At 36.8% G+C, this 24,400-nt stretch carries 18 protein-coding genes; 11 read left to right on the top strand and 7 right to left on the bottom strand.

Features of this window, described 5'->3' with window-relative positions:
* Window positions 1-2,406, top strand: coding sequence for a phenylalanine--tRNA ligase subunit beta (pheT, locus tag LZ480_RS10575; protein ID WP_241369396.1), 2,406 nt, complete (start codon window positions 1-3; stop codon window positions 2,404-2,406).
* Window positions 2,407-2,630: 224 nt separating this feature from the next.
* Window positions 2,631-4,352 carry a methyl-accepting chemotaxis protein gene (locus tag LZ480_RS10570; RefSeq protein WP_241369395.1) on the top strand — a complete coding sequence of 574 codons (1,722 nt, stop codon included), beginning with the start codon at window positions 2,631-2,633 and terminating at the stop codon, window positions 4,350-4,352.
* 43 nt (window positions 4,353-4,395) lie between these two features.
* On the opposite strand, the gene LZ480_RS10565 is transcribed toward LZ480_RS10570, so the two are convergent.
* Window positions 4,396-4,878, bottom strand: coding sequence for a nucleoside-diphosphate sugar epimerase (locus tag LZ480_RS10565; protein ID WP_241369394.1), 483 nt, complete (start codon window positions 4,876-4,878; stop codon window positions 4,396-4,398).
* Between the two features lie 126 nt (window positions 4,879-5,004).
* Between LZ480_RS10565 and LZ480_RS10560 the strand changes: the two genes are divergently transcribed.
* The gene (locus LZ480_RS10560) at window positions 5,005-5,544 is read left to right on the top strand and encodes a hydrolase (RefSeq protein WP_241369393.1); all 540 of its coding nucleotides are present in this window, start codon (window positions 5,005-5,007) and stop codon (window positions 5,542-5,544) included.
* Between the two features lie 671 nt (window positions 5,545-6,215).
* Here the strand turns inward: LZ480_RS10560 and LZ480_RS10555 are convergent.
* Window positions 6,216-6,755, bottom strand: a complete 540-nt coding sequence (locus LZ480_RS10555) for an ECF transporter S component (protein WP_241369392.1) — start codon at window positions 6,753-6,755, stop codon at window positions 6,216-6,218.
* 338 nt (window positions 6,756-7,093) lie between these two features.
* On the opposite strand from LZ480_RS10555, the gene LZ480_RS10550 reads away from it, so the two are divergent.
* Together LZ480_RS10550 and LZ480_RS10545 are read left to right on the top strand one after the other, a co-directional pair.
* Entirely contained in the window at window positions 7,094-7,519 is a 426-nt protein-coding gene (locus LZ480_RS10550; protein ID WP_241369391.1) for a CotY/CotZ family spore coat protein, read from the top strand.
* A gap of 18 nt (window positions 7,520-7,537) precedes the next feature.
* Window positions 7,538-9,850: a YheC/YheD family protein gene (locus LZ480_RS10545; protein ID WP_241369390.1), complete on the top strand. Its 2,313-nt coding sequence runs from the start codon at window positions 7,538-7,540 to the stop codon at window positions 9,848-9,850.
* Between the two features lie 269 nt (window positions 9,851-10,119).
* Here LZ480_RS10545 and LZ480_RS10540 read toward each other — a convergent pair whose 3' ends face one another.
* Window positions 10,120-11,328 (bottom strand): ATP-grasp domain-containing protein, encoded by a 1,209-nt coding sequence (locus LZ480_RS10540; protein ID WP_255731382.1) that lies wholly within the window; start codon window positions 11,326-11,328, stop codon window positions 10,120-10,122.
* A gap of 155 nt (window positions 11,329-11,483) precedes the next feature.
* Here LZ480_RS10540 and LZ480_RS10535 point away from each other — a divergent pair, with 155 nt between their 5' ends.
* The 4 genes from LZ480_RS10535 to LZ480_RS10520 all read left to right on the top strand — a co-directional run bounded on the left by LZ480_RS10535 (window position 11,484) and on the right by LZ480_RS10520 (window position 16,228).
* Window positions 11,484-12,860 carry a Mur ligase family protein gene (locus LZ480_RS10535; RefSeq protein WP_241369389.1) on the top strand — a complete coding sequence of 459 codons (1,377 nt, stop codon included), beginning with the start codon at window positions 11,484-11,486 and terminating at the stop codon, window positions 12,858-12,860.
* A gap of 144 nt (window positions 12,861-13,004) precedes the next feature.
* Window positions 13,005-13,439, top strand: a complete 435-nt coding sequence (locus LZ480_RS10530; RefSeq protein ID WP_241369388.1) for a hypothetical protein — start codon at window positions 13,005-13,007, stop codon at window positions 13,437-13,439.
* Window positions 13,440-13,516: 77 nt separating this feature from the next.
* The gene (locus LZ480_RS10525; RefSeq protein WP_241369387.1) at window positions 13,517-14,806 is read left to right on the top strand and encodes a YheC/YheD family protein; all 1,290 of its coding nucleotides are present in this window, start codon (window positions 13,517-13,519) and stop codon (window positions 14,804-14,806) included.
* A gap of 120 nt (window positions 14,807-14,926) precedes the next feature.
* The gene (locus tag LZ480_RS10520; protein WP_241369386.1) at window positions 14,927-16,228 is read left to right on the top strand and encodes a UDP-N-acetylmuramoyl-tripeptide--D-alanyl-D-alanine ligase; all 1,302 of its coding nucleotides are present in this window, start codon (window positions 14,927-14,929) and stop codon (window positions 16,226-16,228) included.
* Window positions 16,229-16,299: 71 nt separating this feature from the next.
* Here LZ480_RS10520 and LZ480_RS10515 read toward each other — a convergent pair whose 3' ends face one another.
* From LZ480_RS10515 to LZ480_RS10505, 3 genes are all read right to left on the bottom strand, one after another.
* On the bottom strand, window positions 16,300-17,226 hold the full coding sequence (locus LZ480_RS10515) for a C40 family peptidase (RefSeq protein ID WP_241369385.1): 927 nt from the start codon (window positions 17,224-17,226) through the stop codon (window positions 16,300-16,302).
* An 800-nt stretch (window positions 17,227-18,026) separates the two neighbouring features.
* Window positions 18,027-19,412 (bottom strand): amino acid permease, encoded by a 1,386-nt coding sequence (locus LZ480_RS10510; protein WP_241369384.1) that lies wholly within the window; start codon window positions 19,410-19,412, stop codon window positions 18,027-18,029.
* A gap of 183 nt (window positions 19,413-19,595) precedes the next feature.
* Complete coding sequence (locus LZ480_RS10505; RefSeq protein ID WP_241369383.1) at window positions 19,596-20,786, bottom strand: coenzyme F420-0:L-glutamate ligase; 1,191 nt, start codon at window positions 20,784-20,786, stop codon at window positions 19,596-19,598.
* A 122-nt stretch (window positions 20,787-20,908) separates the two neighbouring features.
* On the opposite strand from LZ480_RS10505, the gene LZ480_RS10500 reads away from it, so the two are divergent.
* Window positions 20,909-21,802 carry a LysR family transcriptional regulator gene (locus LZ480_RS10500; RefSeq protein WP_241369382.1) on the top strand — a complete coding sequence of 298 codons (894 nt, stop codon included), beginning with the start codon at window positions 20,909-20,911 and terminating at the stop codon, window positions 21,800-21,802.
* A 19-nt stretch (window positions 21,803-21,821) separates the two neighbouring features.
* On the top strand, window positions 21,822-23,264 hold the full coding sequence (locus LZ480_RS10495) for a DEAD/DEAH box helicase (protein WP_241369381.1): 1,443 nt from the start codon (window positions 21,822-21,824) through the stop codon (window positions 23,262-23,264).
* 88 nt (window positions 23,265-23,352) lie between these two features.
* Here the strand turns inward: LZ480_RS10495 and LZ480_RS10490 are convergent, their stop codons facing one another.
* Entirely contained in the window at window positions 23,353-24,246 is an 894-nt protein-coding gene (locus LZ480_RS10490) for a TetR/AcrR family transcriptional regulator (protein ID WP_241369380.1), read from the bottom strand.
* Window positions 24,247-24,400 lie beyond the last annotated feature (154 nt).

The following is a 24,400-nucleotide window of genomic DNA, read 5'->3' as shown; positions in this document are numbered from 1 at the left end:
ATGTTAGTATCATTAAAATGGTTAAGTCAATATGTTGATATTTCAGCGTTAGAAGCAAACGCATTAGCTGAAAAAATTACGCGCGCGGGTATTGAAGTGGATGCGGTAATCGATCGTGCATCAGGCATGACAAATGTTGTTGTCGGTCACGTTGTATCAAAAGAAAAGCACCCGGAAGCAGATAAATTAAATGTGTGCCAAGTAGATGTTGGCGAAGAAGAGCTACAACAAATTGTATGTGGTGCACCAAATGTTGACGCAGGTCAAAAGGTAATCGTTGCACGACCAGGTGCAAAATTACCAGGCGGCATTAAAATTAAAAAAGCAAAATTACGTGGTCAAGAATCAAACGGTATGATTTGCTCATTACAAGAGCTGGGTATCGAAGGGCGTCTTGTACCAAAGGCTTACGCGGAAGGTATTTACGTGTTACCAGCAGATGCGACTCCAGGTGCAGATGCATTAGAAATTTTAGGCTTACGCGACACTGTATTAGAGCTTGGATTAACGCCAAACCGTTCTGACGCAATGAGCATGCTAGGTGTTGCTTATGAAGTAGCTGCAATTTTAGAGCAAGAAGTAAAATTACCTGAAATTTCATATGCTACTTCTTCTGAAAAAGCAGCTGACGTTTTAAAATTATCAGTAGAAAATAAAGAAGCCAACCCAATGTATGCAGCAAAAGTTGTAAAAAATATTGAAGTAAAAGAGTCTCCATTATGGTTACAACATTATTTAATGGCAGCAGGCGTACGTCCACATAACAATGTAGTGGATATTACGAACTACGTGTTAATGGAATATGGTCAACCACTTCACGCATTCGACTACGACAAACTTGCAACAGGCGAAATCGTAACGCGTATGGCAAAAGACGGCGAAGTCATTACTACTTTAGATGACCAAGAGCGTACATTAGCGTCACATAACTTAGTGATCACAAACGGTCAAGAAGCAGAAGCAGTTGCTGGTGTAATGGGTGGCGCAAAATCAGAGGTTTCTGATACGACAACAACTGTAGTAATCGAATCAGCTTACTTCAACCCAGCAAGCGTGCGTCGTACTTCAAAAGATATCGGCTTACGTTCGGACTCATCAGCTCGTTTTGAAAAAGGTGTAGACCCGAACCGCGTGTTACCAGCAGCAGATCGTGCAGCACAATTACTGGCTGAACTTGCAGGTGGTGAAGTATTAGAAGGTACAGTGTTAGTTGATGAGCTAGATAAAGCACCTACTCGCGTGATTGTATCTCCAGACTTCATTAATGGTCGTTTAGGTATGAAGATTTCATTAGAAGATATGTTATCTATTTTAAACCGTTTAAAATTCGATGTAGAAGCAGCAAATGGTTTATTAATTATTGATGCGCCAACTCGCCGACAAGACATTAAAATTCCAGAAGATGTTGTGGAAGAAATCGCACGTATGTATGGATATGATGAAATTCCTGTAAGCTTACCAGCAAGTGAGCAAATCGGAAGCTTAACACCGTATCAAGCGGGTCGCCGTATTGTGCGTAACGTTATGGAGGGCGCGGGTCTTTACCAGGCAGTGACGTATTCATTAACGTCTGCGGCTCTTTCTCAAAAGTTCGCGTTAAAGGCAGAAGAAACAACAAAATTATTAATGCCAATGTCTGAAGAGCGTTCAACTTTACGTCAAAGCTTAATTCCACACTTAGTAGATGCAGCAGCCTACAACGTAGCACGCCAAGCAGAAACAGTGGCATTATATGAAATTGGTTCTGTATTCCTTGGTCAAACTGCTGAAGAGCTTCCATTTGAAGAAGAGCATTTAGCGCTCGTATTAACAGGTAAATGGATTGACAATACATGGCAAGGCGAGAAGAAAAATGTAGATTTCTTCGTAGGAAAAGGGATTGTGGAATCAGTATTTGAAAAATTAGGCCTAACTGCTCGTGTTTCTTACGCAAAGGCTCAGTTAGATGGGCTGCATCCAGGCCGTACTGCCGAGGTTTTCTTAGATAACGAAAAAGTTGGGATAATCGCTCAGCTTCACCCACAAGAGCAAAAAGCATTTGATGTAAAAGAAACATATGTAGCAGAATTAAACTTACGCGCGATTTTAGCTGCAACTAAAGAAGAATTAGTTTACAACATTATTCCTCGTTTCCCTGCAATGAGCCGTGACATCGCGTTAGAGCTTGATGTAACAACTGCTGCAGGTGAAATCGTAAGCATTATTAAAGGTGCAGGCACTAGCTTATTAAAAGATGTGAAAGTATTTGACGTATACGCTGGTGAGAAAATTGCGCCAGGAAAAAAATCAGTTGCTTTCTCATTAACTTACTTCGATCCAGAACGTACGTTAACAGATGAAGAAGTCGTAGCTGCACATAACAAAGTACTAAAAGCATTGACTCAAGCAGGTGCAGAAGTACGATAATTTAATTTGAATAGTAAGGGCAGTCTATAGAAAATTTTCTATAGGCTGTTTTTATTTTGAGAAAATGAAGGTTTTTTATGAGATATGCAGAATGAGTTGCTTTAGAAATGGAATATTAAAATAATTATTTTCAGCATTATTTGGTTATATATTTCTAAATTACCCATTTTATTCTATAATGATGAAAATGGATTCGAAGTACATAGATAAAGAGGAGGAGAACGATGAAAGGCTTAAATTTTATTGCAGAATCACCAAAGATACGTACAAAAATTAACTTTATTTTATTTAATTGTATTGCGGTACTGGTGGTAGTTATCACGGTATTTAACTATAACTCATCTAAACAAAATTTAATTGATACAATGGAAAACAAACTGATTTCTGATAGTTCATTAAGTCAAGCGTACATAGAAGTGAAATATCCAGGAGAATGGGCTATTATTGATGGGGATTTACATAAAGGGGACCTAAATTTAGTAGGAAATACTGAAATTGTTGATGAAATTGCAACATTGACAAATGGCAACTATGTGTCTTTTTTTCAAGATGGTACCCGTATTAGTACTAATGTTTTGGCAAATGGTGAACGTGCTCTAAATTCGGAAGTTTCTAGTGAAATCCAAAAAACAGTGCTTGCCAATAAAGAGCGTTATATTGGATTATCAAAAATCTTAGATGAAGAATCAGAAGGCATTTATGAACCAATAATTGATAAAAATGGTGAGGTTATTGGGATATGGGCAACAGCGATTTTGACGGCTCCTTTTGTAGAGAGTTTACAAGAGGACTTAGGCGTTATTACGGTTATTAACGCTATTTTAATGTTCTTGGCAATAACGGTCATTAGTTTATTTGTGGAATATAAAGTTTCAAGACCTCTTAAAAAGGTACAAGAAAATGCAAATGAGCTAGCAGAATTAAATTTGGATACACGCATTATAGAATGGAAAGGAAATGACGAAATTGCTGGTGTAGCAAACAGCTTTAAAGCTGTGCAACTTCGTTTGAAAGAAACAATACGTATCGTATCGAGCAGTGCCGCTCATGTTGCCGAGTCTTCACAAATTTTGTCAGATTCATCCGTGCAAACCAGCGAGGGCTCCAACCAAATCGCCAATACGATTAATGAAATTGCAGCGGGCGCATCACAGCAATCAACCCAAATTGAGAAAATCTTATACATGTTAGGTGAAACAATCTCAGAAGTGACGACATGCTTACGGGAGGCGGAAGAAACACTTGTTACTGCGAAAGAATCAACAGTTATTGCTAAAGAGGGAGAAGCAGCAATAAGTGATGCGATTAAACATTTAAGTACCGTTACGCAGACGGTTTCATTTGCAACAGATTCGATTCAAAAGCTTGGTAAGCGCTCCGAGGAAATTGGAGGCATTATTACGGTTATTACGGATATTGCAGACCAAACAAATTTACTTGCATTAAATGCAGCAATTGAAGCAGCACGTGCAGGTGATCATGGGAAGGGCTTTGCCGTTGTAGCTGAGGAAGTACGTGCATTAGCAGAGCAATCACGTCTAGCATCTAGCCAAATTACAGAGCTAATTAATGATATACAATCTGAAACTACTGTAACAGTAAAAACAATGGAAAGTGACTTACTTGCAGTAGAAGAACAAGTAACGATTATTAAAAAGGGCGGCGACGCATTAATACAAATCGTGAAACGTGTAGCAAATACAGAAGCAAATGTAGGTCATATGCATAAAGCATTTAATCAAGTGCAAGATAACTCCATCCAAGTACAGCGTGCGATGCGAGATATTTCCACAATTATTGAAAATACAGCAGCCGCAAGTGAACAAGTAGCTGCAACTACTCAGCAGCAATCAGCAACGATGGAAGAAATGACAGTAAATTCTGAGGAATTAGCTGAAATCGCAGCCAATTTAAAAACTGAAGTACGGAAGTTTAAGTTATCCTAAAAAAACCCCCGAATGGCGTAGTAAAAAGACATTCGGGGTTCCCTTATTGTTCAACATCGGCTTGCTTTGCAGGAAGCACGATACCAACTATGGTCCCTATAAGACCACTAATCGTATGCACAATACCAAATGTATAAAAATTGATAATAATACTATTTGTATATTCATTTAGTAGTGGAAAGCCATAAATTTGTGAGCCAGGTGTTTTTGTGTCGCCACCTAAATTGGTCAATACATCTTCCTTGTAGCCATTTGCATAAAAAACGAATACAACTAGCAACGCAACACCAAATACTAAATAAATCATGCGCATAATATGATCACGCGCGTGACGTGAACTTTCAACAAAAAAGCGATATGTAATAAAAAGGCTAAGCAAAATAAACGGAGCCACCAGCGCAATGCCTAATGCTCCCAAGTTACCTGCATTTGCTGTTTCATCTGGTTTCATTGTGAAAAAATGCTGAATAATCATTACACCAAATAAACTAATGCCTATACTAATGAACCAACTAAGACGTAGCATGTAAATCCTCCATTCTAATTTTACTATACAGGGTTGTCTTAGCGGATTCAATGTTAAGAAATCGTTTTTTCTTTTTATTAAAATTCCAGTATAATAGAAGGGAATGTAACAAAGAGGAGGGATTTTATGCTTCAAAAACAAGAAACGGTGTTAGTTTTGATTGATATTCAGGGAAAGTTAGCGCAAATTGTCGATGAAAGTGACTTTGTCATTAATAACATTGCCAATGTCGTACAAGGGGCAAAGGTATTACAATTACCGATTTTATGGCTAGAGCAATATCCAAAAGGGCTTGGTCCAACTGATGAGCGTATTGCTATGCATTTAACAGATCAACTGCCAATTGAAAAAATAACGTTTAGTGCGTACGACACGCCAGAATTTGTACAAGCATTGGAGCAAACGGGGCGTAAAAAGGTGTTGTTAGCTGGTATTGAAACACATATTTGCGTGTATCAAACGGCAGCGCATTTACTAGCAAATGGCTACGAAGTAGAAGTATTAGCCGACTGTGTGTCATCCCGTACTGCAGGCAACCGAGAAGTAGGAATTCAAAAAATGCTACAACTTGGCGCGAACATTACAAGTGTTGAAATGGCTCTTTTTGAAATGCAACAAATTGCGCAAGGTGATGCCTTTAAAGCAATTAGTAAAATAGTGAAATAAAAAATAGGTTAGCGCGGATTACTTTTCCACGCTAACCTGTTTTTTTATGTTTACTATCATAGAGCGAAATTACTAAGAAAAAATTGATTGTTACTTTTTTGGCGTGCTACGGCATGACAGCATTATGGCCACGTGGTACGTGTCCATACTACTGTCTTTAATGCCGCATGCAAGGCCCGCCAAATTAAATTTTTCTTCTTTTCAATAGTTAAAAGAGTCCAATGCTGCCGCTAGCGCTATCGCGAGGCGGCGGTGATGAATAAAATAGTACGGTGTATACAATAATGTATCTTTGATTAAAAGTTAGCCATGGCAATAAAATTAGCTACTTTTATTGCGTCAAATAATAAAATCATTCTTAGACTAATTTTTATTTTATTGCAATAACAGCGTTTGAAACAAAAAATTTTATTCAAAATTTTTGTAATAAAAACCAACTTTGGTTTGATAGTAGAGTGCCGCGAAGTGAAGGGGGCGACTCCTAGGGGATTAAGCGTGTGCGGAAAATCCACTTGTATGTGCCACCGTAAGAGGCACATACAAGTTAGTTGTAGCCACGCCCTTAGGAAAGCGTCCCCCGTAACGTAGCAGAACGGATTCTATTAGATAAATGCACTTGATTCTAAATTTTGTATTTAAAAATGGTTGTGAGCGAAAAGCTCATGGATGTTTTATTTAAAAATGGGTAATTTTTTTAGCGCAATAGCTACGGGTATCGCAATGATAATCCCTACTGCATTTTGAACAAGATTGCCAGGAATTGAAGCAAATGGGATTACTAAACTTTTAAATAAAATCGCTTCACAAACGTAATAACCGGCTAACATTACTGGTACAGAAACAAGAATTGCTAAAATATTGAAGCCTACATTATTTCCTTGGCGATTTGAAGACCATGCAATTTTGCCGACTACATACCCTTGTAAGCCGCGAGCAATAAATGTAAATGGAGCCCAAAGTGTCCAGCCCGAAAATAAATCAAATAAAGCCATTCCGAATGCCCCTGCAATTGCCCCTTTTTTAGGTCCAAATACAATTGAAACAATAAAAAGCATAGCCGTACCTAAATGCACTAATCCGCCATTAGCCGCTATAGGTAATCGAATATTTAAAAATAGTGTAGCCACAAATACGAGTGTAATTAACATTGCCGATAAAATGATATCGAATGTTTTACTAGATGATTTAGAAAGTGTTGATGTTTTTTCCATACAATAAGTCCCTCCAAAATGTTGTCGTTCAGCTGATAATTTTTTCTGTTTCGCGATTACTGATACCTTAACAAATAATTGGTATGGTTAAAAGTGTCAATATACATTAAACAATAGTGGTCAGTTGTGGAGGATTGAAAATTTTTTTCGAAAACCAAATGTTGTTGATGTAAAAAAGGCAGGAGTTATTGGTGAGAAAAACAGAACTGAAATTTTAATAATTGGGCGTAACTTATCACCAACAATTCATGTACAGTCATATCGTAGAGAGAAGCACTTTGTAAGAATCGTTAACTGCTGAAAAGGACTGTGTACGAGACAAAGAGGGAGGAAGTATTGTGAACAATGAAAATCAAAAGCAACACCCGCTTTATGGTGCACTAAACGATTTGAAACAATTGCAAGACTTACTCACGAATTCTTGGTCAAAATACTATGGTCATTTTTTTGAGAAGTTAGTTGGGAGTGACACGATTCCGTTTTGCTTCACGACTAAGGAATGTAAGCTATATACAGTAGTGAATCCAAAAACACATACAGCAACAAGCTTCTTTCGTTTAGAAGCAATTGAAAAGTCACGCGTCAAGTTAACGTTATTACGCGCAGTTGATATAGAAGAGCAAAATACGAATGTAATAAAAGACGTTATTCGGCTAGAAAAAACTGAAACGCAGATGACCGTTGACCTTGGTTCCATGTTGGCGATTCAACTTTTAGAGCCAGCATTGTTAAGCAAAAATACTTATATTGAGTCGAAATGGTAGTGGGATAAAAAGGAGTGTATGTTTTTGACAACAATTGGCATGTTGCACCATCGTAAAGATCCAGAAACCGTTTTGAAGTCATATGCGTTTGCAGCAGTTGCAAAGGCGGAAGGGATGTTGTTTTATTATTTCACACCTAGAGCGGTTGACTTCAAAACACGAACGATTCAAGCGAAAGTTTTAGAAGATGGAGTCTGGCAAGAAAAAACCGTCCCATTTCCCGATGTCATCTATAACGCAGGAAGCCCAGAAAAATTAGCAATTTCGAAAAATATTTTAAGGCTATTGCGAAATGAAATTCCTTTCACGACAAATTCCATCGGCAACAAACTGAGTATAACCAAACGTTTACAGGAGGGGAAGGAGTTTGCAAGTTACCTCATCCCTACTGAGAGTGTACAAAATGAGGAACAATTTTACCGGCATATTCAAAAATACAAAAAAGTAGTTTTTAAGCCGGTTGAAGGCCGTAAAGGTAAGGGGATATATTATATTTCAATACTAGCAAATGGCTATGAAGTACAAAAGGATACACAGAAAGAAAAACTAACAAAGGATCAGCTAGACACATTTTTAAAAAAACAGTTAGCAGAAGAAGCATTTATATTGCAACCATATATTCAATCTACGTTGAAAAACGGGCAAGTATTTGATTTTAGAATTCATGTTCAAAAAAATGGTGAAGGTAAGTGGATCATTACGACCGTATATCCTCGTGTTGCGCCACAAGGTTCGATAGTTCCTAATATTAATAATGGTGGTTTTACAAATTACTTAGAGCCTTTTTTACAATTACAATTTCCTCGTGAGGCGTTTAATATTAAGCGTATGCTAGAGCATTTTGGCTTGTCATTAGCGCGTCATTTAGATGACATTCAAATGGATAAATTTCAGGAAGTAATTGATGAAATCGGTATTGACGTTGGCTTAGATAAAAACGGCAAACTTTGGATTTATGAAGTTAACTGGCGGCCAGGGTGTCCACCAGCATTTTACTTGGAATTAGATGTTGTCCGACATACCCTCCAGTATGCAAATTACATTGCACATCATCAGCAGGAGATAAAAGCGCAAATTCAAGCTGCCAAAAATCTAGCACCAGCAGAGAAAACAATTGAAAAACCAATTGTTGCAATTACAAAAAGTACAGAGAAAACAACTGAAGAATCAATCGCTGCAATTACAGAGAGTGTAGAGAAAACAACTGAAAAACCAGTTGTCCCAATTAAAGGAAGAGCGTTGAAAACAACTGAAAAACCAATTATTGCAATTACAGGGAGTGCAGGAAAAACAACGACAAAAGCATTCATTGCATCGATTTTATCAAAAAATTGGTCCATTTTTGAGTCGAAAGATTATTGGAATACAACGGAGCATACGAAAAAGCATAAGGAACTTATTAACGAATCCCATAAAGCTGTTGTTTTAGAATACGGTATGGCCTATCCAGGTGTCATTACTGATCATTGTGAAATCATTCAACCGAACATTAGCGTAGTAACAAATATTGGATTAGCGCATGTAGGGAACTTTGATGGTGACATTAAAGGCGTGGCAAAAGCCAAATCAGAACTAATTCAAGGAATGGATCAAAATGGATTACTCATATTAAATAAAGACGATGATAATTCTAAATGGCTATTAACCGACCAATTTAAAGGACAAATAAAGACAATTGGTATTCATAAAAAGGCAGACTATATGGCTTATGATGTGCAGTATAAAGATGATGGTATGACTTTTAACATCCGATTACGAAATAAGGAAATCCCGATGTTTATTCCAATTTTAGGGGAGCACCATGTATATAATGCGTTAAATGCTATAGCGGTGGCGGACCAATTAGGATTTTCATCAGATGTTATTCAGGCGGGCTTAGTATTCAAAAAGCCGCCACGTCGTTTAACGCTTTACCATTGCCGAAATGATATTTTGTTAATTGATGACACGGTACACTCGCATCCACAGGGGGTTCGCGCTGCACTTGATGTGTTAGGTGAAATTGCAAAAGGGCGAAAAGTTGCAATTATTGGACAAATGCGTGAATTAGGAGATTTGCGAGAAGAAGAATATCGTAAGTTAGGTGCGTATATTGGGGATAAAAAAATAGATCAATTAATTACGTACGGATTCCGGACGGAGGAAATCGGGATAGCAGCACAAAAAAGTGGCATACCAGCAATGAACATTCACCATTTTATTAACAAGGATCAATTACATTTGTTTCTAAAAGGCATGGTTAGAAGAGGAGATACGATTTTAGTTAAGGGTGCAAGTAAAACAAATATGTTTGAAACGATTCAATTTTTAGATAAGCAATTTAAAGCATAATTCGCATAATAAAAGGCTATACGGAAAGTTTTTCTTTTCGTATAGCCTTTTTTCTTAAAATATTTGAAAGAATAAATTTTTACAAAGTGTCTAGGCTAAAGCGCCAGCCCCTCGGTCATTTCGATCCCTCCTGCAAAAGTGGTGGAGCTTTTACTTTTGCGTCGGGCTCTCCAATGTCTGAGGCTCACACGATGTGAGTCATTGAGGGCATGCCACATGGACGTGGCGTTTTGCCCACTCGGGGCTGGAAGGGCGCTTTAGCGCTTTTCTTATTGTAGATGGTGCATGTGAAATTTTATTTCGTGGGCTGCCCGATTAGCACGTGATACGGCTTCACTTATAGAACTGCCTTGAGCAATGATGTAGGCATATCGATGTCCCATTGATAAAGGGGGGATGAGTATTGTGCCTTTTTTAGGTTTAATATACACTTCGAAAATGCCTGGGGATTTTAAGGCGCGTAGCTTTCCTGTTACTTTTTCTAATCTACCTTTTCGATGGACAATTAAATATTTAGTATAGACAAAATGGTGATGTTTAGGTGTGAAATCTGGTTCATCCCCGAGATAGAGTTTTAATGTTTGCTCTACCAAATTAATACCAAATGCGGCCTCTATCATTCTATTCATAGCTCCACCTGAAATACGTGGGTTTATTTCAATCAACTTCCAATTATTTCCTATTAGTCGTAATTCTAAATGAAAAGCCCCAGTATTAATATCGAACGTTTCTACAATGGATTGGCAAAGCGTTTCAAGATCTGGTAACAAATTTGGAGGTATATTTGCAAATAGCTGATAGCCTGTAATAATGAATCGTTTTCCCTTTGTAATATCTTGTCTCATGACTGCAATAATATGGGGAAGATGTTTTTGTACAATAACTTCCACTAAATATTGTTCACCTTTTAAGTATTCCTCATAAATAATGGATTCGGTAGGATATTTACTTTGAAGCGTTGCAAGATGCTTGTTAAATTCCTTTTTATCCTTAGCAAATAATACATCTTTAGAGCCAGTTGATTTTGGAGATTTAATGATGAGAGGGAATATTAATTTGCCTGTTGGTATTTCGTTTGGTCCAATGACTGTAAATTGTGGCGTATATGATTTGTTCAGTAAAAACTTTCGTGTCTCCTCTTTATCCTCCATAATTTCAATTGCTTTTGATGAGGTGAGATTTTGACAAAACATATCGCAAAGTAAGGAAGCCACATGTACATAGGGGTCCACAAAACTAACAATCGTTTTAATTTCTAATCCGATTTGTTGAAGTTTAACAATTTCCGCTTTCAAAGCCTCCATATTTGAAGTATCCACAACAATCATTTTATGGATATCCACGTATTGCTCACGCTGTTCAAATTGTCTTTCGTTACTTGTAAATAGAACGGTAAAATAACCCAACTTTTCCGCTGCTTTTGTTGCTTCCCTGCTTGAGCCAGATTTGTTAGTACCAATAAAAACAATTGTCTTCAATTCATTCACCTCCATTCGAATTGATGAAAGTACCTCCTCTTAAAAGTATGGTGATAAATAGATTTTGTCTGGTTATCCAACCTATATAATTCAAATATCTACGTCTAAAAATTCATCGAACATATGCTAAGAGTGAAAGGAAGGTGAAATGTATTATGAAACCAATTTCTGTTGAAACATTATGTACTATTGTTGATGGAAAACATATACATGGCTCGTCAATCGGTATTCATTATGGGGCATATCGTTTAAAACAGGTAAAGCGGCGAAATACGGTTTTGTTTATTGAAAAGCGCATTATGAATTGGGCAAAATTAGCGCCATGTTTCCCGCTTGTACTTGTTACGGAGTGGCATTATCACACGAAGGAACTTCCAAATGAAGTGACGGTAATCCAGGTAGAGCGCTCTGAGGAAGCGCTATGGAAATTTATCCATTTCTATCGACAACAATTTCAGCTACCGGTTGTGGCTATTACGGGAACAGCAGGCAAAACAACAACGAAAGAAATGATTAAACATATTTTAATGCGTTATAAAAAAGTGACGGCAACACAGCTTAGTACGAATTCTAGGACGGCCTTTTTTCAATACTTATTAAGTATTGAAAGTGATACAGAGGCAGCAGTTTTTGAAACTGCTGTAGGGGCACCAGGAGATTTGCATCAAGCTGGAAAGTACTACAAGCCGACAATTGGAATTATTACAAATATTGGAGAACATCATTTAAATTATTGCAAAACATTAGAGGGTTATATTGACGCTAAGGCTGAAATGTTAGAAATATTAGATGAAAATAGTGTGTTAATCATTAATGGGGAGGATCGTAATACAAGCAAAATAGATTTCCAAAAATTCAAAGGGCGACTCATAAAAATTGGAACGAAAAGTTCAAATGATTTTGCCGCTACAAATATCCGCTACAGTACAAATGGTATGGAGTTTGTAGTTGTTCATAAGGGGGAGCACCATAAAGTAAACGTTACTGGCTTTGGAAAACACCAAGTAATGAACGCATTAGCTGCTATTGTGGCAGTAGTTGAGATGGGGTTAACAATACCTCAAGCAGCGGGACAGTTACAAACATATCGTCCGCTCAATAAACAATTGCAATTATTTGAAGGTATGAATGATGCGCTCTTACTGGATGATACGTGGAGCATTACAACAACATCACTTGAAGCGGCCTTAACTGTATTAAATGAACTTGCTGGTGGAAAGAAGCGTATTGCCATTATTGGAACAATTACCGATGTCGGTTCATGGGGAACGTTTATTCATAAAAAAGCAGCAGAGATTGTATTAGAAAAAGGAGTAGATATACTCATTACCGTTGGAGAACATGCAAAAATTATTGCAGATCATGCGGAGGAGTTAGGGATACAAGCACAAGTATATCGTTTTATTAATAGTGTGTTAGCCTATGAACTATTAAAAGTAATCATTGATCGCAATACAATTATTTTAATTAAAGGAGATATGTATAGTAAAACAATGTTTGATTTAGCATCAAAATTGAAGAAAAAAACATGAGTGCGTAATAAGTTGCTTTTTTGACACAAATCAATTTATACATGACACGCATGTAGGCACCAGAACCGCCAATGGCAAATACACAAGCACCAGAAATATTAATTTAATATAGTGTATTAATCATACAAGAAGGGAGGGGAAACTATGGGAGGTATTTGTCCATGTGGTGTGCGTGTAAATGCTTTTGCCGAAGGCGTAAATGTTAAGTTCGATGGTGTTGGAAATATTCGCGGGAATTTAACATACCTTGCCAATGTATGTATTACTACGCTAAATACTTCTACGCTGTCATTACTATTTGAAGATACTGAAACACCAGATAGTTTTAGTTTTATATTTACTGCAAATGAAATTACAGATGTGAAATGTAAAAGAGAAGGGAAGAACTGTGTTATAAAGGTTCGTGGTACTGGGCTAATTGGGATGACAGAATACCCATTTAAAGCAGTATTCAGAGATCAAGTAGCAACTGCAAATAATGATTTAGTTCAAAGCTTCGTCATTAAAGGATTCTTTAATCAAGATGGTACTGTACCCGTTAAGCAAGGATCAGTTGTTGCTTTAGGTTGTCAATGTTAAAGGTGCATTGATGTGAATGAGGTCCCTTCAATTATGAATTGATGGGGCTTTTATAAAATGTATCGGGGGAGGCCATCATGCATGCGATTAGGGGGAGAATCGAACAATATAAAATACTAATGCAACATGAGCAATTGCAACCGTATTTAGCCAAGATTGAACGTTTTTCAAAGGATGCATTGTACTCCATGTTGAAGCTAGAGCATCAAATCATTCTGAAACCAATTGTTGGCATGGATTTTATTATTGTGACAAAACATCAAGGAATGTATCAGATAAAAACTAAAGTTAGAGTAGTTGACATGTTAGAAGAAGGTCTTTATGAATATATTCAACAGATTATTGGTGCTAGAAATTATATCATTCAATCGCATTTTCATACGACACTTCTAAGTAAAAAAGGGTATCACTGTTTAGTAACTGTTCAAAGACGCAATGAACGCTGGTATGTTACACATTCATCAAAACAAAATCTCAATATTATTGAAACAGTAGCTTGTTTTAGGCACCAAGTACAATTACAAAAAGTTGCGATCATGGCGGCTGAACAACTGGGACCATCTTATACCAATTGTGAATCTATAGTTATAGAGTTGATATTTAATTTAGCAGGGGATATAGTGATTACCGATTCTTTTCTCCATTTCTCGGTTAGTAAATGGAATCAATATCAAAGTATCGCGAACTTCATGCCCCAAACGGATTTACTAACGACGTCAACATTTTCATGCTATTTAAGTTGGTATTCCCTTGTATTTTTAAAGCCATGTAATGGGCAACAAGGAAAAGGGATTATAAAAATTCACAAAAGAGGAATGCGAAATTATGAAATTCAGATGGGAAGACAAAAATGGGCAATAGCAGGTATTGAGCAAGTGTATGAGCATGTTCGCAAAATTGCTCCAATAGATGAAAACTATATCATTCAACGGGGTATTGAATTAGCGACAATCGATAATCGATTTATGGATATCCGAGTTATGACGCAAAAGGTAGCAAATGATTGGTATGTAACTGGCAAAGTGGTAAAAGTTGCAGGGCCTCATTTTTTTGTAACGAATGCAGCTCAATCTATTTTGACTTTGCAACAAGCGCTAAGACAATCTACTGTACTTTCAAAGTTTCATGGGCAACTTGAAAATCAAATAGATACCGTTTGTAAAGCAGCATCCCATTTGCTTGACCAATCAGCAGAACGTAACATTATTGGCTTTGATATAGCGGTAACAGATTTGGGGAGGATATGGGTTATTGAAGGTAATTATGTACCAGATTTGTCGTTCTTTCAAACATTAGAAGACACAACGATGTACAACACGATAATGAATTATAAACTTATGAATAGATCACCTAAGAAAGATGGATAAACTTTCATAACCTAATTTAAAGGGGGCGATTTTATCCGAGCTTTACACGTAAAAACCATACGTCAATTGCTAGGAGGGCAATTAATAAACGGTGCTGAAAATTGGTTTGTGAAGCATGTTATGAATTATGATCCACAGCAATTAATCGCACCGAATACAATGTTGTTTATCCGCAAAAGTGATGATATAAATTGGGAAGAATTAAATAATATAAAGCCTTTATTAATTGTTTGTGATGAAAAGGAGAAACTGCAAAATCAAGCACTATCTCAAATTACCGCTATTTATGTTCGCAATCTTTTACAAGCTTTCTTTGTATTTTGCACGTATTATCGGAACTTGTTTGACCTTCCCGTTGTTGCAATTACTGGAACTTGTGGAAAGACGACTACGAAAGAAATGCTCAAACATATATTAAGTAATGAAATGAACGTTCAAACATCCGTAAGTAGTAAAAACGAACCGCGTCAAACATTAACATATTTATTAGGAATTGATGATGACACAAAAGCGGCAGTTTTTGAATTAGGCTTAGGGAATACAGGTAATATCAGCTATCAATGTCAAATCTACCAGCCAACCATTGGTGTAATTACAAATATAGGTGTACATCATTTAGATGGATGTAAAAATTTAGATGGCTACATTAAAGCGAAATCCGAAATTTTAAATGGAATACGTGCGGGAGGAACACTAATCATTAACAGCGATGATGAAAATACAAAGAAACTTCCTTTATCAACGTATCAAAATAAAGTGTTTACATTTGGCATTAAAAATAAAGCGGACATATACGCCACGGCAGTGCAATTTGCTGAAAAAGGCATGAAATTTCAGGTTCATATCAATAACAAAAAATTTCAAGCCTATATTCCGGGTTACGGGGAACATCAAGTGTACAACGTTCTTGCAGTGCTAGCGGTCATTCATGAGCTTGGCCTATCTGTTCAAAAGGCAATCTTAAAGTTAAGAACTTTCGAGCAAATGGAGCGCCATTTACAGTTTTCAAAGGGAGTAGGCGGGAGCACGATTATCGATGATACATGGACAAATAACCCAACCTCACTAGAAGCAGCATTAAAGGTGCTAGATTCGGTAGGGAATGGTAAGAAGCGTTATTTAGTATTAGGTGATATTAAAAGACTTGGCAAATTCGAAAAAAAATATCACATGGAATTAGGGAGTTTAGTTGCCACCTATCCGATTCACACGTTAATAACGGTTGGAACGAAAGCCGAGAATATTGCCAAACAAGCAATTGCAGACGGAACATCAGCAAAAGTATATATGTATAAAGACATTAAAGGTGTGTATGAGTTACTAGAGCAACAGTTAGATAGAGAATCACTTTTGCTCATTAAGGGCCCGATGTCGAGTCGAGCAATGATTCAATTTGCTAAACAACTAAAAAGTAGTGAATGATGAAAAGAAATAGATTAAAAATAGCTCTATCACTGTCTACAATACAGTTGATAGAGCTATTTTCATTTGTTTTATTTCGTTACACGTCTAGCGGTAATATAATGATCTTTATAATAATCTACTAGTAAAACACGTGTAATAACTCCATTACTCGTAGGAATAATTAATCGGTGGTCACCTGCATAAATTGCAACTTGTGTTGGTGTTTTAGATCCCTTCGTACTGTTGAAGAATACTAAATCCCCTTTTTTTAAGTTTGATTTAGAAACAGCTGTACCAAGTTTCATTTGCTCGCTAAGTGTTTTGGTTTTTAATAAAACGCCATTTTTTCGGTACGTATATTCAATGAAGCCGCCTGATGTAAATCGTAATGAAGCATCATTATTAATTGAGCCCATCTTTACTTGGTCTTTCGTAGCGTACGCATTGGCAACAATTTTATCTCCTGTTGTTGCAGGATTTGCACTCATTAATGTTGGTAGTACGCGACGAGCGGTTACATAATTATCCTTGTAGTACGGCTTACTATTTAAATCTGAAATAACAATGTTTTGTTTTGAATCAGCCATGTGAATGATTTTATTATCTCCAATGTACATCCCAACATGGTCTGGGTCTGTTCCTGTTTTTTTACTTTTAAAGAATAATAAATCCCCTTTTTGAAGCTGGTTACGTGGTACATAGGTTCCTTGTTGCATCATATAGTTTTCGTTATAAGTTGCTAAATCTACGCCATTTTTCTCGAAAATATACATTAAAAAAGTGGCACATGAAAATTTATAAGGTGCAGTAGGTTTATAGACGGTATTACTATAAGTTGCTTTCCCGATTAAACTTTTTGCAGTAGTAATTAATTGATTGGCTTTAATAGCAACGGCTTGATCATTATTTTGTACATTTGCAGCATATACAGGTGTTGGTTCCATTATTGCTGGCATTGTAGAAAATGAACTAATCCCAATTGCTAAAGCGACAGTTGTTACGAAACGTTTTTTCATAATAGTTACCTCCAAATTTAGTACACTAACGACTTTATCATGGAAAATATATAATACTTGGAGGGAAATGTTGGTAGTAGATTTTGAAAGTGCGCCAATAGACTGCTATTACTAGGTAAACTAGCATTAATTACAGTTTAATTACAATTGTTTCAGTTACCTCTATTTAACTTGGTGGCTAATATTTAGGGGGAGATTTGCTGGTTTGAGCAAAAAAAAGATGAAAGGGGCTGTGATAAAACAAAAATACAATTTTTCTCTCGGGAGAAAAAATTGTATTTTTTAACGATGCCTCCACCTGAAACTGAGGTTGATGTTTCGAGATACGAATGTCGGTAATTACCAAAAATCATCTCAGTTATTTAACCATACAAATGTATTGCGATATAAACAGCTTCGAATTTTGCCTGAGTCAGTGCAACAGTGTGTCATAGTTGGAGTGAATTCAGGAGGAGGTCCCATAGATAGGTGAAGGAAATTGCGTACTTCCCCTGAAGGTCCACCAGGAGGCTCAGGAGGACCTGAAATCCAGGGAATCCAGGTGAAAAGAAGCCAGGCTGTGTGACAATTGAAAGGTCCGAAATTATCTTGTAGTTTATTTATTAAACGGATACATATTTATATATTCACCTTCTTTCGTGGATAAAGCTTAGGTTATTCATGGACTATATACACCTGTAGGGGATTTGACTCCTATAATTTGTGCTGAGTAAACTAGATAAGTTATGAAGTAAAAATGAATAAAAAAATCCAACATTATTTAATGAAGCAAAAATGTTGGATAGTTCATACAAATGGATTTATTTATTTAAAGCCGAATGTCTTTTACCATAAATGAAGTAAATGATAATTCCTAACACGAACCAGATACCACAAGCAATCCAAGTGTGTGCAGAAAGCTGGCTAATTAAGAAAATACACAATAATACCGACACAATTGGTAGTATAGGATAAAACGGAACTTTAAAGCCACCGTTTGGTAAGTCTTTATTTTTACGTAAATAAATGATGCCCGCAGATACGAAGATAAACGCGATTAATGTGCCCATGTTGACCATTTCAGCTAATGTACCAAGTGGAATAAAGCCCGCAAATATAGAAATAATCATTGTGAAAATAAATGTATTTTTCATAGGTGTTTTACGCTTTGGATGTAATTCTTTCATTACTTTTGGCATTAAGCCATCACGAGCAAAGGCCATTAATAAACGTGTCCCACCGTACATCATGACTAAAATTACTGTTAACATCCCGATAACCGCACTTAATGAAATTATCCCCGCTACCCAATCTTGCTCGACAAATTTCATCGCAAAGGCAACTGGATCAGCTACATTCAGTTGTTGATATGGAACAATCCCTGTTAATACAAGCGAAACTGCTACATAAAGAATCGTACAAATGATTAAAGAGCCTATAATTCCGATTGGCATATTACGTTGTGGATTTTTTACTTCTTCTGCAGCAGATGACACCGCATCAAAACCTAAGTAAGCGAAGAAAACAAGTGCTGCACCTGTGAACACGCCACTCATACCATAAGGTAAAAATGGTGACCAGTTTTCAGGCTTCACATAAAATACGCCGACTAGGATAAATAATAAGACTGCCCCAATTTTTAGTGCAACAAGTATAGCGTTAAAACGTGTTGATTCCTTCATGCCTAATGAGAGAAGGGAACCGATAACAAAAATAATAATTACAGCAGGTAAGTTAATATACGTTCCATTTTCTACACTAAATGAGTTGGTAAGTGCAGCCGGTAAATGAATACCGAAGCCTTCTACTAAAGTGACAAAGTAACCCGACCAGCCTGTAGCAACGGCAGCTGTTGCTAAGCCGTATTCAAGTAGTAATGCCCAGCCGACAAACCAAGCAACAATCTCACCAAATACAATATAACTATATGAGTAAGCGCTTCCTGTTACAGGAACAGTAGAAGCGAATTCTGAGTAACAAAGCGCGGCTAACGCACAAACGATGGCTGCGATAATAAATGAAAACACAATACCAGGTCCCGCATGCTGCGCTGAAACTGTACCTGGAAGGATGAAAATCCCAGTTCCGACAATGGCACCTACACCAAGTAACATCAAATCGAAGGGACCCATAGTTTTTTGAAGCTGAATCGAACCTTTCTTATGTAAAAGGTCATCGATAGATTTTTTCCTTAATAAATTTTTCATAATAACACCTATTTCTATAAATCGATAATCAAAATAATATCATTAATTTTCAAAATATAAAAGAAATTTATCAAGCTGAAGTACTAAAGTGACAAAATAATACGCTATTTTCAGAAAACGGAGGATAAGCTAGAGAAAAAGAACAAAAAGACTAGGTGCTTTTAAAAGCACCTAGTCAGAAAATTATTTTGTATAGTTATCGAAGTAACCTTGGATGTAAATCATTGGTGTTCCTTTGTCGCCAGAGCCAGAAGTTAAGTCAGATAATGAACCGATTAAGTCAGTTAGCTTACGAGGCGTTGTCCCTTGAGCTGCCATCTGACCAGTTAAATCTTCTTCTTTGTTGTTAATATATTCTTTAATGGCAGCTTTTAACTCTTCACCTTTTAATTCAGAGAAATCGTTATCTGCTAAATATTTTAATTTGATTTCGTTTGGTGTACCGTCAAGTCCTGGAGTGTACGCAGGTGATACAACTGGGTCAGCAAGTTCCCAAATTTGACCTACTGGATCTTTGAACGCACCATCACCGTAAATCATTACTTCTACTAATTTGCCTGTAGCTGCTAAAATTTTCGCTTGAATGTCATCCACGATTGGTTGACAGTTATCAGGGAATAATTTTATACCATCTTCTGTTGATTTGTTTGAGCCTAGTAAACCGTAGTTTGTGTTGAAGCCAGAACCATTTACAGATTCATTTAAAATGTTATCTAAGCCGAATACTTTTTCAGCACCAGCAGCTTTTAAAATGCGTTTTGTACGGAAGCGAGAGTGAATATCGCAAGTAAGTACGCTCTTTGTATAATCTAAAATCGTTTTCGCGTTATTTGAGAAGATAACTTCCACTTCAGCGCCTTGTTCTTCAATTAATTCTTTATAGTATTCGATATAGTCAACACCAGTGAAAGTATGTTTGTTGTAACCGAAGTGTCCACGGAACTCAGCTTCAGTTAAAACATCTGTCCAAGGATTGATGCCTTTTTCGTCTAGTTCATCTAATGTTACTAAGTGGTTTCCAACTTCATCAGAAGGGTAGCTTAACATAAGAACGATTTTTTTTGTTCCTTTTGCAATCCCTTTTAAAATATTTGAGAAACGGTTACGTGAAAGAATTGGGAAAATTACACCGACAGTGTCTTCACCGAATTTTGCTTGTACGTCCGTAGCAATATCTGTAATTTTTGCATAGTTACCTTGTGCACGTGCTACTACTGATTCTGTTACAGTTACGATGTCGCGGTCTTCAATAGAAAAACTTTCAACTTTCGCAGCGTTTAATGCTGTATCAACGACGATTTGTACAATGTCGTCCCCTTCATTAATAATTGGGCCACGAAGACCTCGTACTACAGTTCCTACTACTCGTTCCAAAATAATCTCTCCTCATATGTAAACAAATATTGTTTTAATTTTTCTCACGATGTTTACTATATCGCAGTGATGTGATATAAGTAAAATTAATATTTCTAATAACAGATATAAGTGGTGGTTATATGATAGCGAAATTAGAAGCTTATCGAATTTTTAACGCAGTCAGTCGCAATAAAAGCTTTTCTAAAGCGGCCAAAGAGCTGTACATGACACAGCCAGCAGTCAGTCAAGCGATTTCAAAACTAGAAAAAGAACTTGAAACAATGTTGTTCAACCGAACGCCTAAAGGTGTAACGCTTACAAATGAAGGAGAAATATTACATGAATATGTGAACTCGGCTTTAGGAATCCTTGACGCAGGCGAAGAAAAAATTGCAGAATTTAAAAATTTACAAATAGGGCAATTGCGTATTGGAGTAGGCGATACAATTTCACGCCATTTTTTACTTCCATATTTAGAAACATTCCACATTCGTTATCCGGGTATAAAATTAAAAGTATTAAATGGAACAACGAGTGAAATTTTAGCATTTATTAAAGCTGGAGAGGCAGATTTAGGCATTTGCAACTTACCGGTGGAAGATGCACATCTACAAGTAATCCCCTGCAAGGAAATTCATGATATATTTGTATGCGGGCAAAAATATAGAAATTTGACAAAAAAGCAAATCAGTTTAGAAATGCTCATGAAAATGCCGCTAATTTTTTTGGAAAAGAAGGCTAATTCACGTAATTATGTCGAAGGATATTTGAAAGAGCAAGGCTATGCAATCTCTCCTGAGTTCGAGCTAGGATCGCATGATTTAGTTTTAGAATTTGCGAAAATCAATTTAGGAATTGCCAGTGTGACAAAGGAATTTTCGCTCGACTATATTGAACGAGGGATTTTATATGAAATTGAACTGCAACAAAAAATTCCTAAACGCAGTATTGGTATTGTTCATTTAAAAACTGTGCCACTATCACAAGCTACGCGTAAATTCATCGCAATCGTAGACCCGGGAATAATCCATTAACAGAAAATGAGGAAAACAAATGTCAAACGACTTTAAACAATACAATTTATCAAGAGAAATATTACAGGCGTTACGTGATTTAGACTACATTTCGCCTTCTGAAGTGCAGCATAAAGTATTGCCACACGCACTAAATAATGTAGATTTAATCGTTAAAGCACAAACAGGCAGTGGGAAAACAGCCGCCTTTGCGATTCCGATTTGCGAAAACATTGACTGGTTAGAAAACAAACCGCAAGCATTAGTATTAACACCAACGCGCGAGTTAGCCGTGCAAGTTAAAGAAGAATTTACAAATATCGGGCGCTATAAGCGTGTCAAAGCAGCTGCATTATACGGAAAACAGCCATTCCGTTACCAGCAAGATGAGCTTAAGCAAAAAACGCATGTTGCAGTTGGGACACCGGGGCGCGTACTTGACCATATTGAAAAAGGCACATTAAAACTAGAAAAAATTCGCTATGTTATTTTAGATGAAGCGGATGAAATGCTCAATATGGGCTTTATTGAACAAGTAGAAGCCATACTCTCACATATTACCGAACCGCATGTGACGATGCTATTTTCTGCAACAGTACCTGACGAAATTAAGTCACTTGCGGGCCGTCATTTAAATAATGCGCTTGATATTGAAGTACATTCCGAACAACAAGCACCTAAAATCGAACATGCGGTCATTGAGGTACAAGAGGAAGTAAAACTATCAGCGCTTGAAAAGGTGGCGGTTATTGAAAACCCTGATACATGTATTATTTTCTGTCGTACAAAAGCACGTGTAGATGAAGTATATGATTATTTATATGACCGTGAATACAGCGTTGACCAACTACATGGTGGTATGGAGCAATCAACGCGCTTAATGGTAATGAATGACTATAAGCGCGGAGATTTTCGCTATTTAGTCGCAACAGATGTCGCAGCTCGCGGCATTGATATTGATAATATTTCGTTAGTCATTAACTATGATTTGCCGATGGAGAAAGAGGCTTATGTGCACCGAACAGGTCGTACAGGTCGCGCTGGGAAAGAAGGGAAGGCAGTTACGTTTGTGACACCTTTTGAATACGACTTTTTAGCAGGCATTGAGCAATATATTGGGAATAAAATTCCGATTGCGACTCTACCAACACATGAAGAAGTAGAAGCAAAGTCAGAGGCATTTGATAAAAAAATGCAAACCCGTCCACAAAAGAAAAAGCAAAAAAGCGCAATGGTTGATGCCAATATTACGAAGCTTTACTTCAATGGCGGTAAAAAGAAAAAGCTACGTGCAGTTGATTTTGTCGGCACATTATGTAAAATTCCAGGTATCACCGCAGCAGATATCGGCATCATTACCATTTTAGATACATCTACATTTATCGAAATTTTAAACGGTAAAGGTAAAATTGTGTTGAATGCAATGAAAACTACACCTGTTAAAGGGAAGCAACTAAAAGTGCATATTTCAACTAGTAAATAAAGAGATCGGGCTGTTTTATAGCGATCAATAGATAACAGCAAATAAAAACAGGTTACGCTAAGGTGAAATTCCTTTGGCGTAGCCTGTTTTATGTTTCTTTAAAGTTTTTTACGTAAAACCAGAGCATATTGGAGAGTTCAATCGATTCAGCTTCATGTGAGGTATTTGAAAATGAAGAGCGAAATGGTTTTAATAAAGCTTCGACCACTGCGCTACGCAATGTATCGTCAGTTAATTGTTCGATTAACGTTTGCGTAAACTGGATGCCCACTGTATGGATATCGTCGTATTGCAATTCAGATAAAAAGCCTTCTAGTTTATTTAAAATCATATCTTTTGTAATAGGTCGATAGTGCGTATTTCCTTCGATCAATTGGAGTGACCCTGCTCCTATAATAACGTCATTTGTTGCAATCATTTCGGGTAACACTACTTTAATATTGCGAAAGGCAATCTTTACAACCTTTTTAACATCTACTGTGACACCATAAAATGTACGAAATGACATTGATAAATGCTGTACCATTCCAAAAAACAAAATGGATAGTTCTAGTGTATAGGGTCTTGCCTCTTCGCCAAAAATATCAACGAATCGATTCGATAACCATTCTACTTCAATGAGGCGATTACGCATAAGTGCATCGCGTAGTTCTAAATCATTTGATTGAAAAATGCCCTCGAAAATCGAGACTAGATTTTGCTCCTTGTTGATTTGCATTAATACGATAATTTGTTCGATCAGTATATTTTCATCTGATGGGTCATTACCGTGTAATATTTCATGTCGGCGTAGGCTTGCCTCATAACGTACTTGTTCTAATATGGCCATGAAGCATTCATTTTTAGAGGAGAAGTAGTTATAAAATGTTCCTTTGGAAATCATAGATTTTGATAATATATCCTGAATCGATGTATTGTGGAATCCCTTTTCTATGAATAGCTGTAGTGCGGCGTCTAATACTTGTCTTTTTCGCAGATTCATTCTATTCCTCCGTTTTGTTTGTACTTCAAGTTTACTGTTTTCTTAGGAGTATAGCAATGTTTTTGGACTTGTGGTACAAATTTGTTGAATTTTTTGGACTGTGAGTATAAAATAGTTCGAGTGTAAAAATATTAAATTTTATAGAAGAAAAAGA

It is taken from the genome of Solibacillus palustris (assembly GCF_022549215.1).
Classification (GTDB): Bacteria; Bacillota; Bacilli; order Bacillales_A; family Planococcaceae; genus Solibacillus; species Solibacillus daqui.
Note: the sequence above shows the minus strand (reverse complement) of the source record. Positions and strands in the feature narration are given on the sequence as shown.

Bases quoted from the DNA above. Each gene is read 5' to 3' on its own strand.
- pheT (WP_241369396.1), top strand. From the start codon at position 1: ATGTTAGTATCATTAAAATGGTTAAGTCAATATGTTGATATTTCAGCG.
- LZ480_RS10570 (WP_241369395.1), top strand. From the start codon at position 2,631: ATGAAAGGCTTAAATTTTATTGCAGAATCACCAAAGATACGTACAAAA.
- LZ480_RS10565 (WP_241369394.1), bottom strand. From the start codon at position 4,878: ATGCTACGTCTTAGTTGGTTCATTAGTATAGGCATTAGTTTATTTGGT.
- LZ480_RS10560 (WP_241369393.1), top strand. From the start codon at position 5,005: ATGCTTCAAAAACAAGAAACGGTGTTAGTTTTGATTGATATTCAGGGA.
- LZ480_RS10555 (WP_241369392.1), bottom strand. From the start codon at position 6,755: ATGGAAAAAACATCAACACTTTCTAAATCATCTAGTAAAACATTCGAT.
- LZ480_RS10545 (WP_241369390.1), top strand. From the start codon at position 7,538: ATGTTTTTGACAACAATTGGCATGTTGCACCATCGTAAAGATCCAGAA.
- LZ480_RS10535 (WP_241369389.1), top strand. From the start codon at position 11,484: ATGAAACCAATTTCTGTTGAAACATTATGTACTATTGTTGATGGAAAA.
- LZ480_RS10530 (WP_241369388.1), top strand. From the start codon at position 13,005: ATGGGAGGTATTTGTCCATGTGGTGTGCGTGTAAATGCTTTTGCCGAA.
- LZ480_RS10525 (WP_241369387.1), top strand. From the start codon at position 13,517: ATGCATGCGATTAGGGGGAGAATCGAACAATATAAAATACTAATGCAA.
- LZ480_RS10520 (WP_241369386.1), top strand. From the start codon at position 14,927: ATGAATTATGATCCACAGCAATTAATCGCACCGAATACAATGTTGTTT.
- LZ480_RS10515 (WP_241369385.1), bottom strand. From the start codon at position 17,226: ATGAAAAAACGTTTCGTAACAACTGTCGCTTTAGCAATTGGGATTAGT.
- LZ480_RS10510 (WP_241369384.1), bottom strand. From the start codon at position 19,412: ATGAAAAATTTATTAAGGAAAAAATCTATCGATGACCTTTTACATAAG.
- LZ480_RS10500 (WP_241369382.1), top strand. From the start codon at position 20,909: ATGATAGCGAAATTAGAAGCTTATCGAATTTTTAACGCAGTCAGTCGC.
- LZ480_RS10495 (WP_241369381.1), top strand. From the start codon at position 21,822: ATGTCAAACGACTTTAAACAATACAATTTATCAAGAGAAATATTACAG.
- LZ480_RS10490 (WP_241369380.1), bottom strand. From the start codon at position 24,246: ATGAATCTGCGAAAAAGACAAGTATTAGACGCCGCACTACAGCTATTC.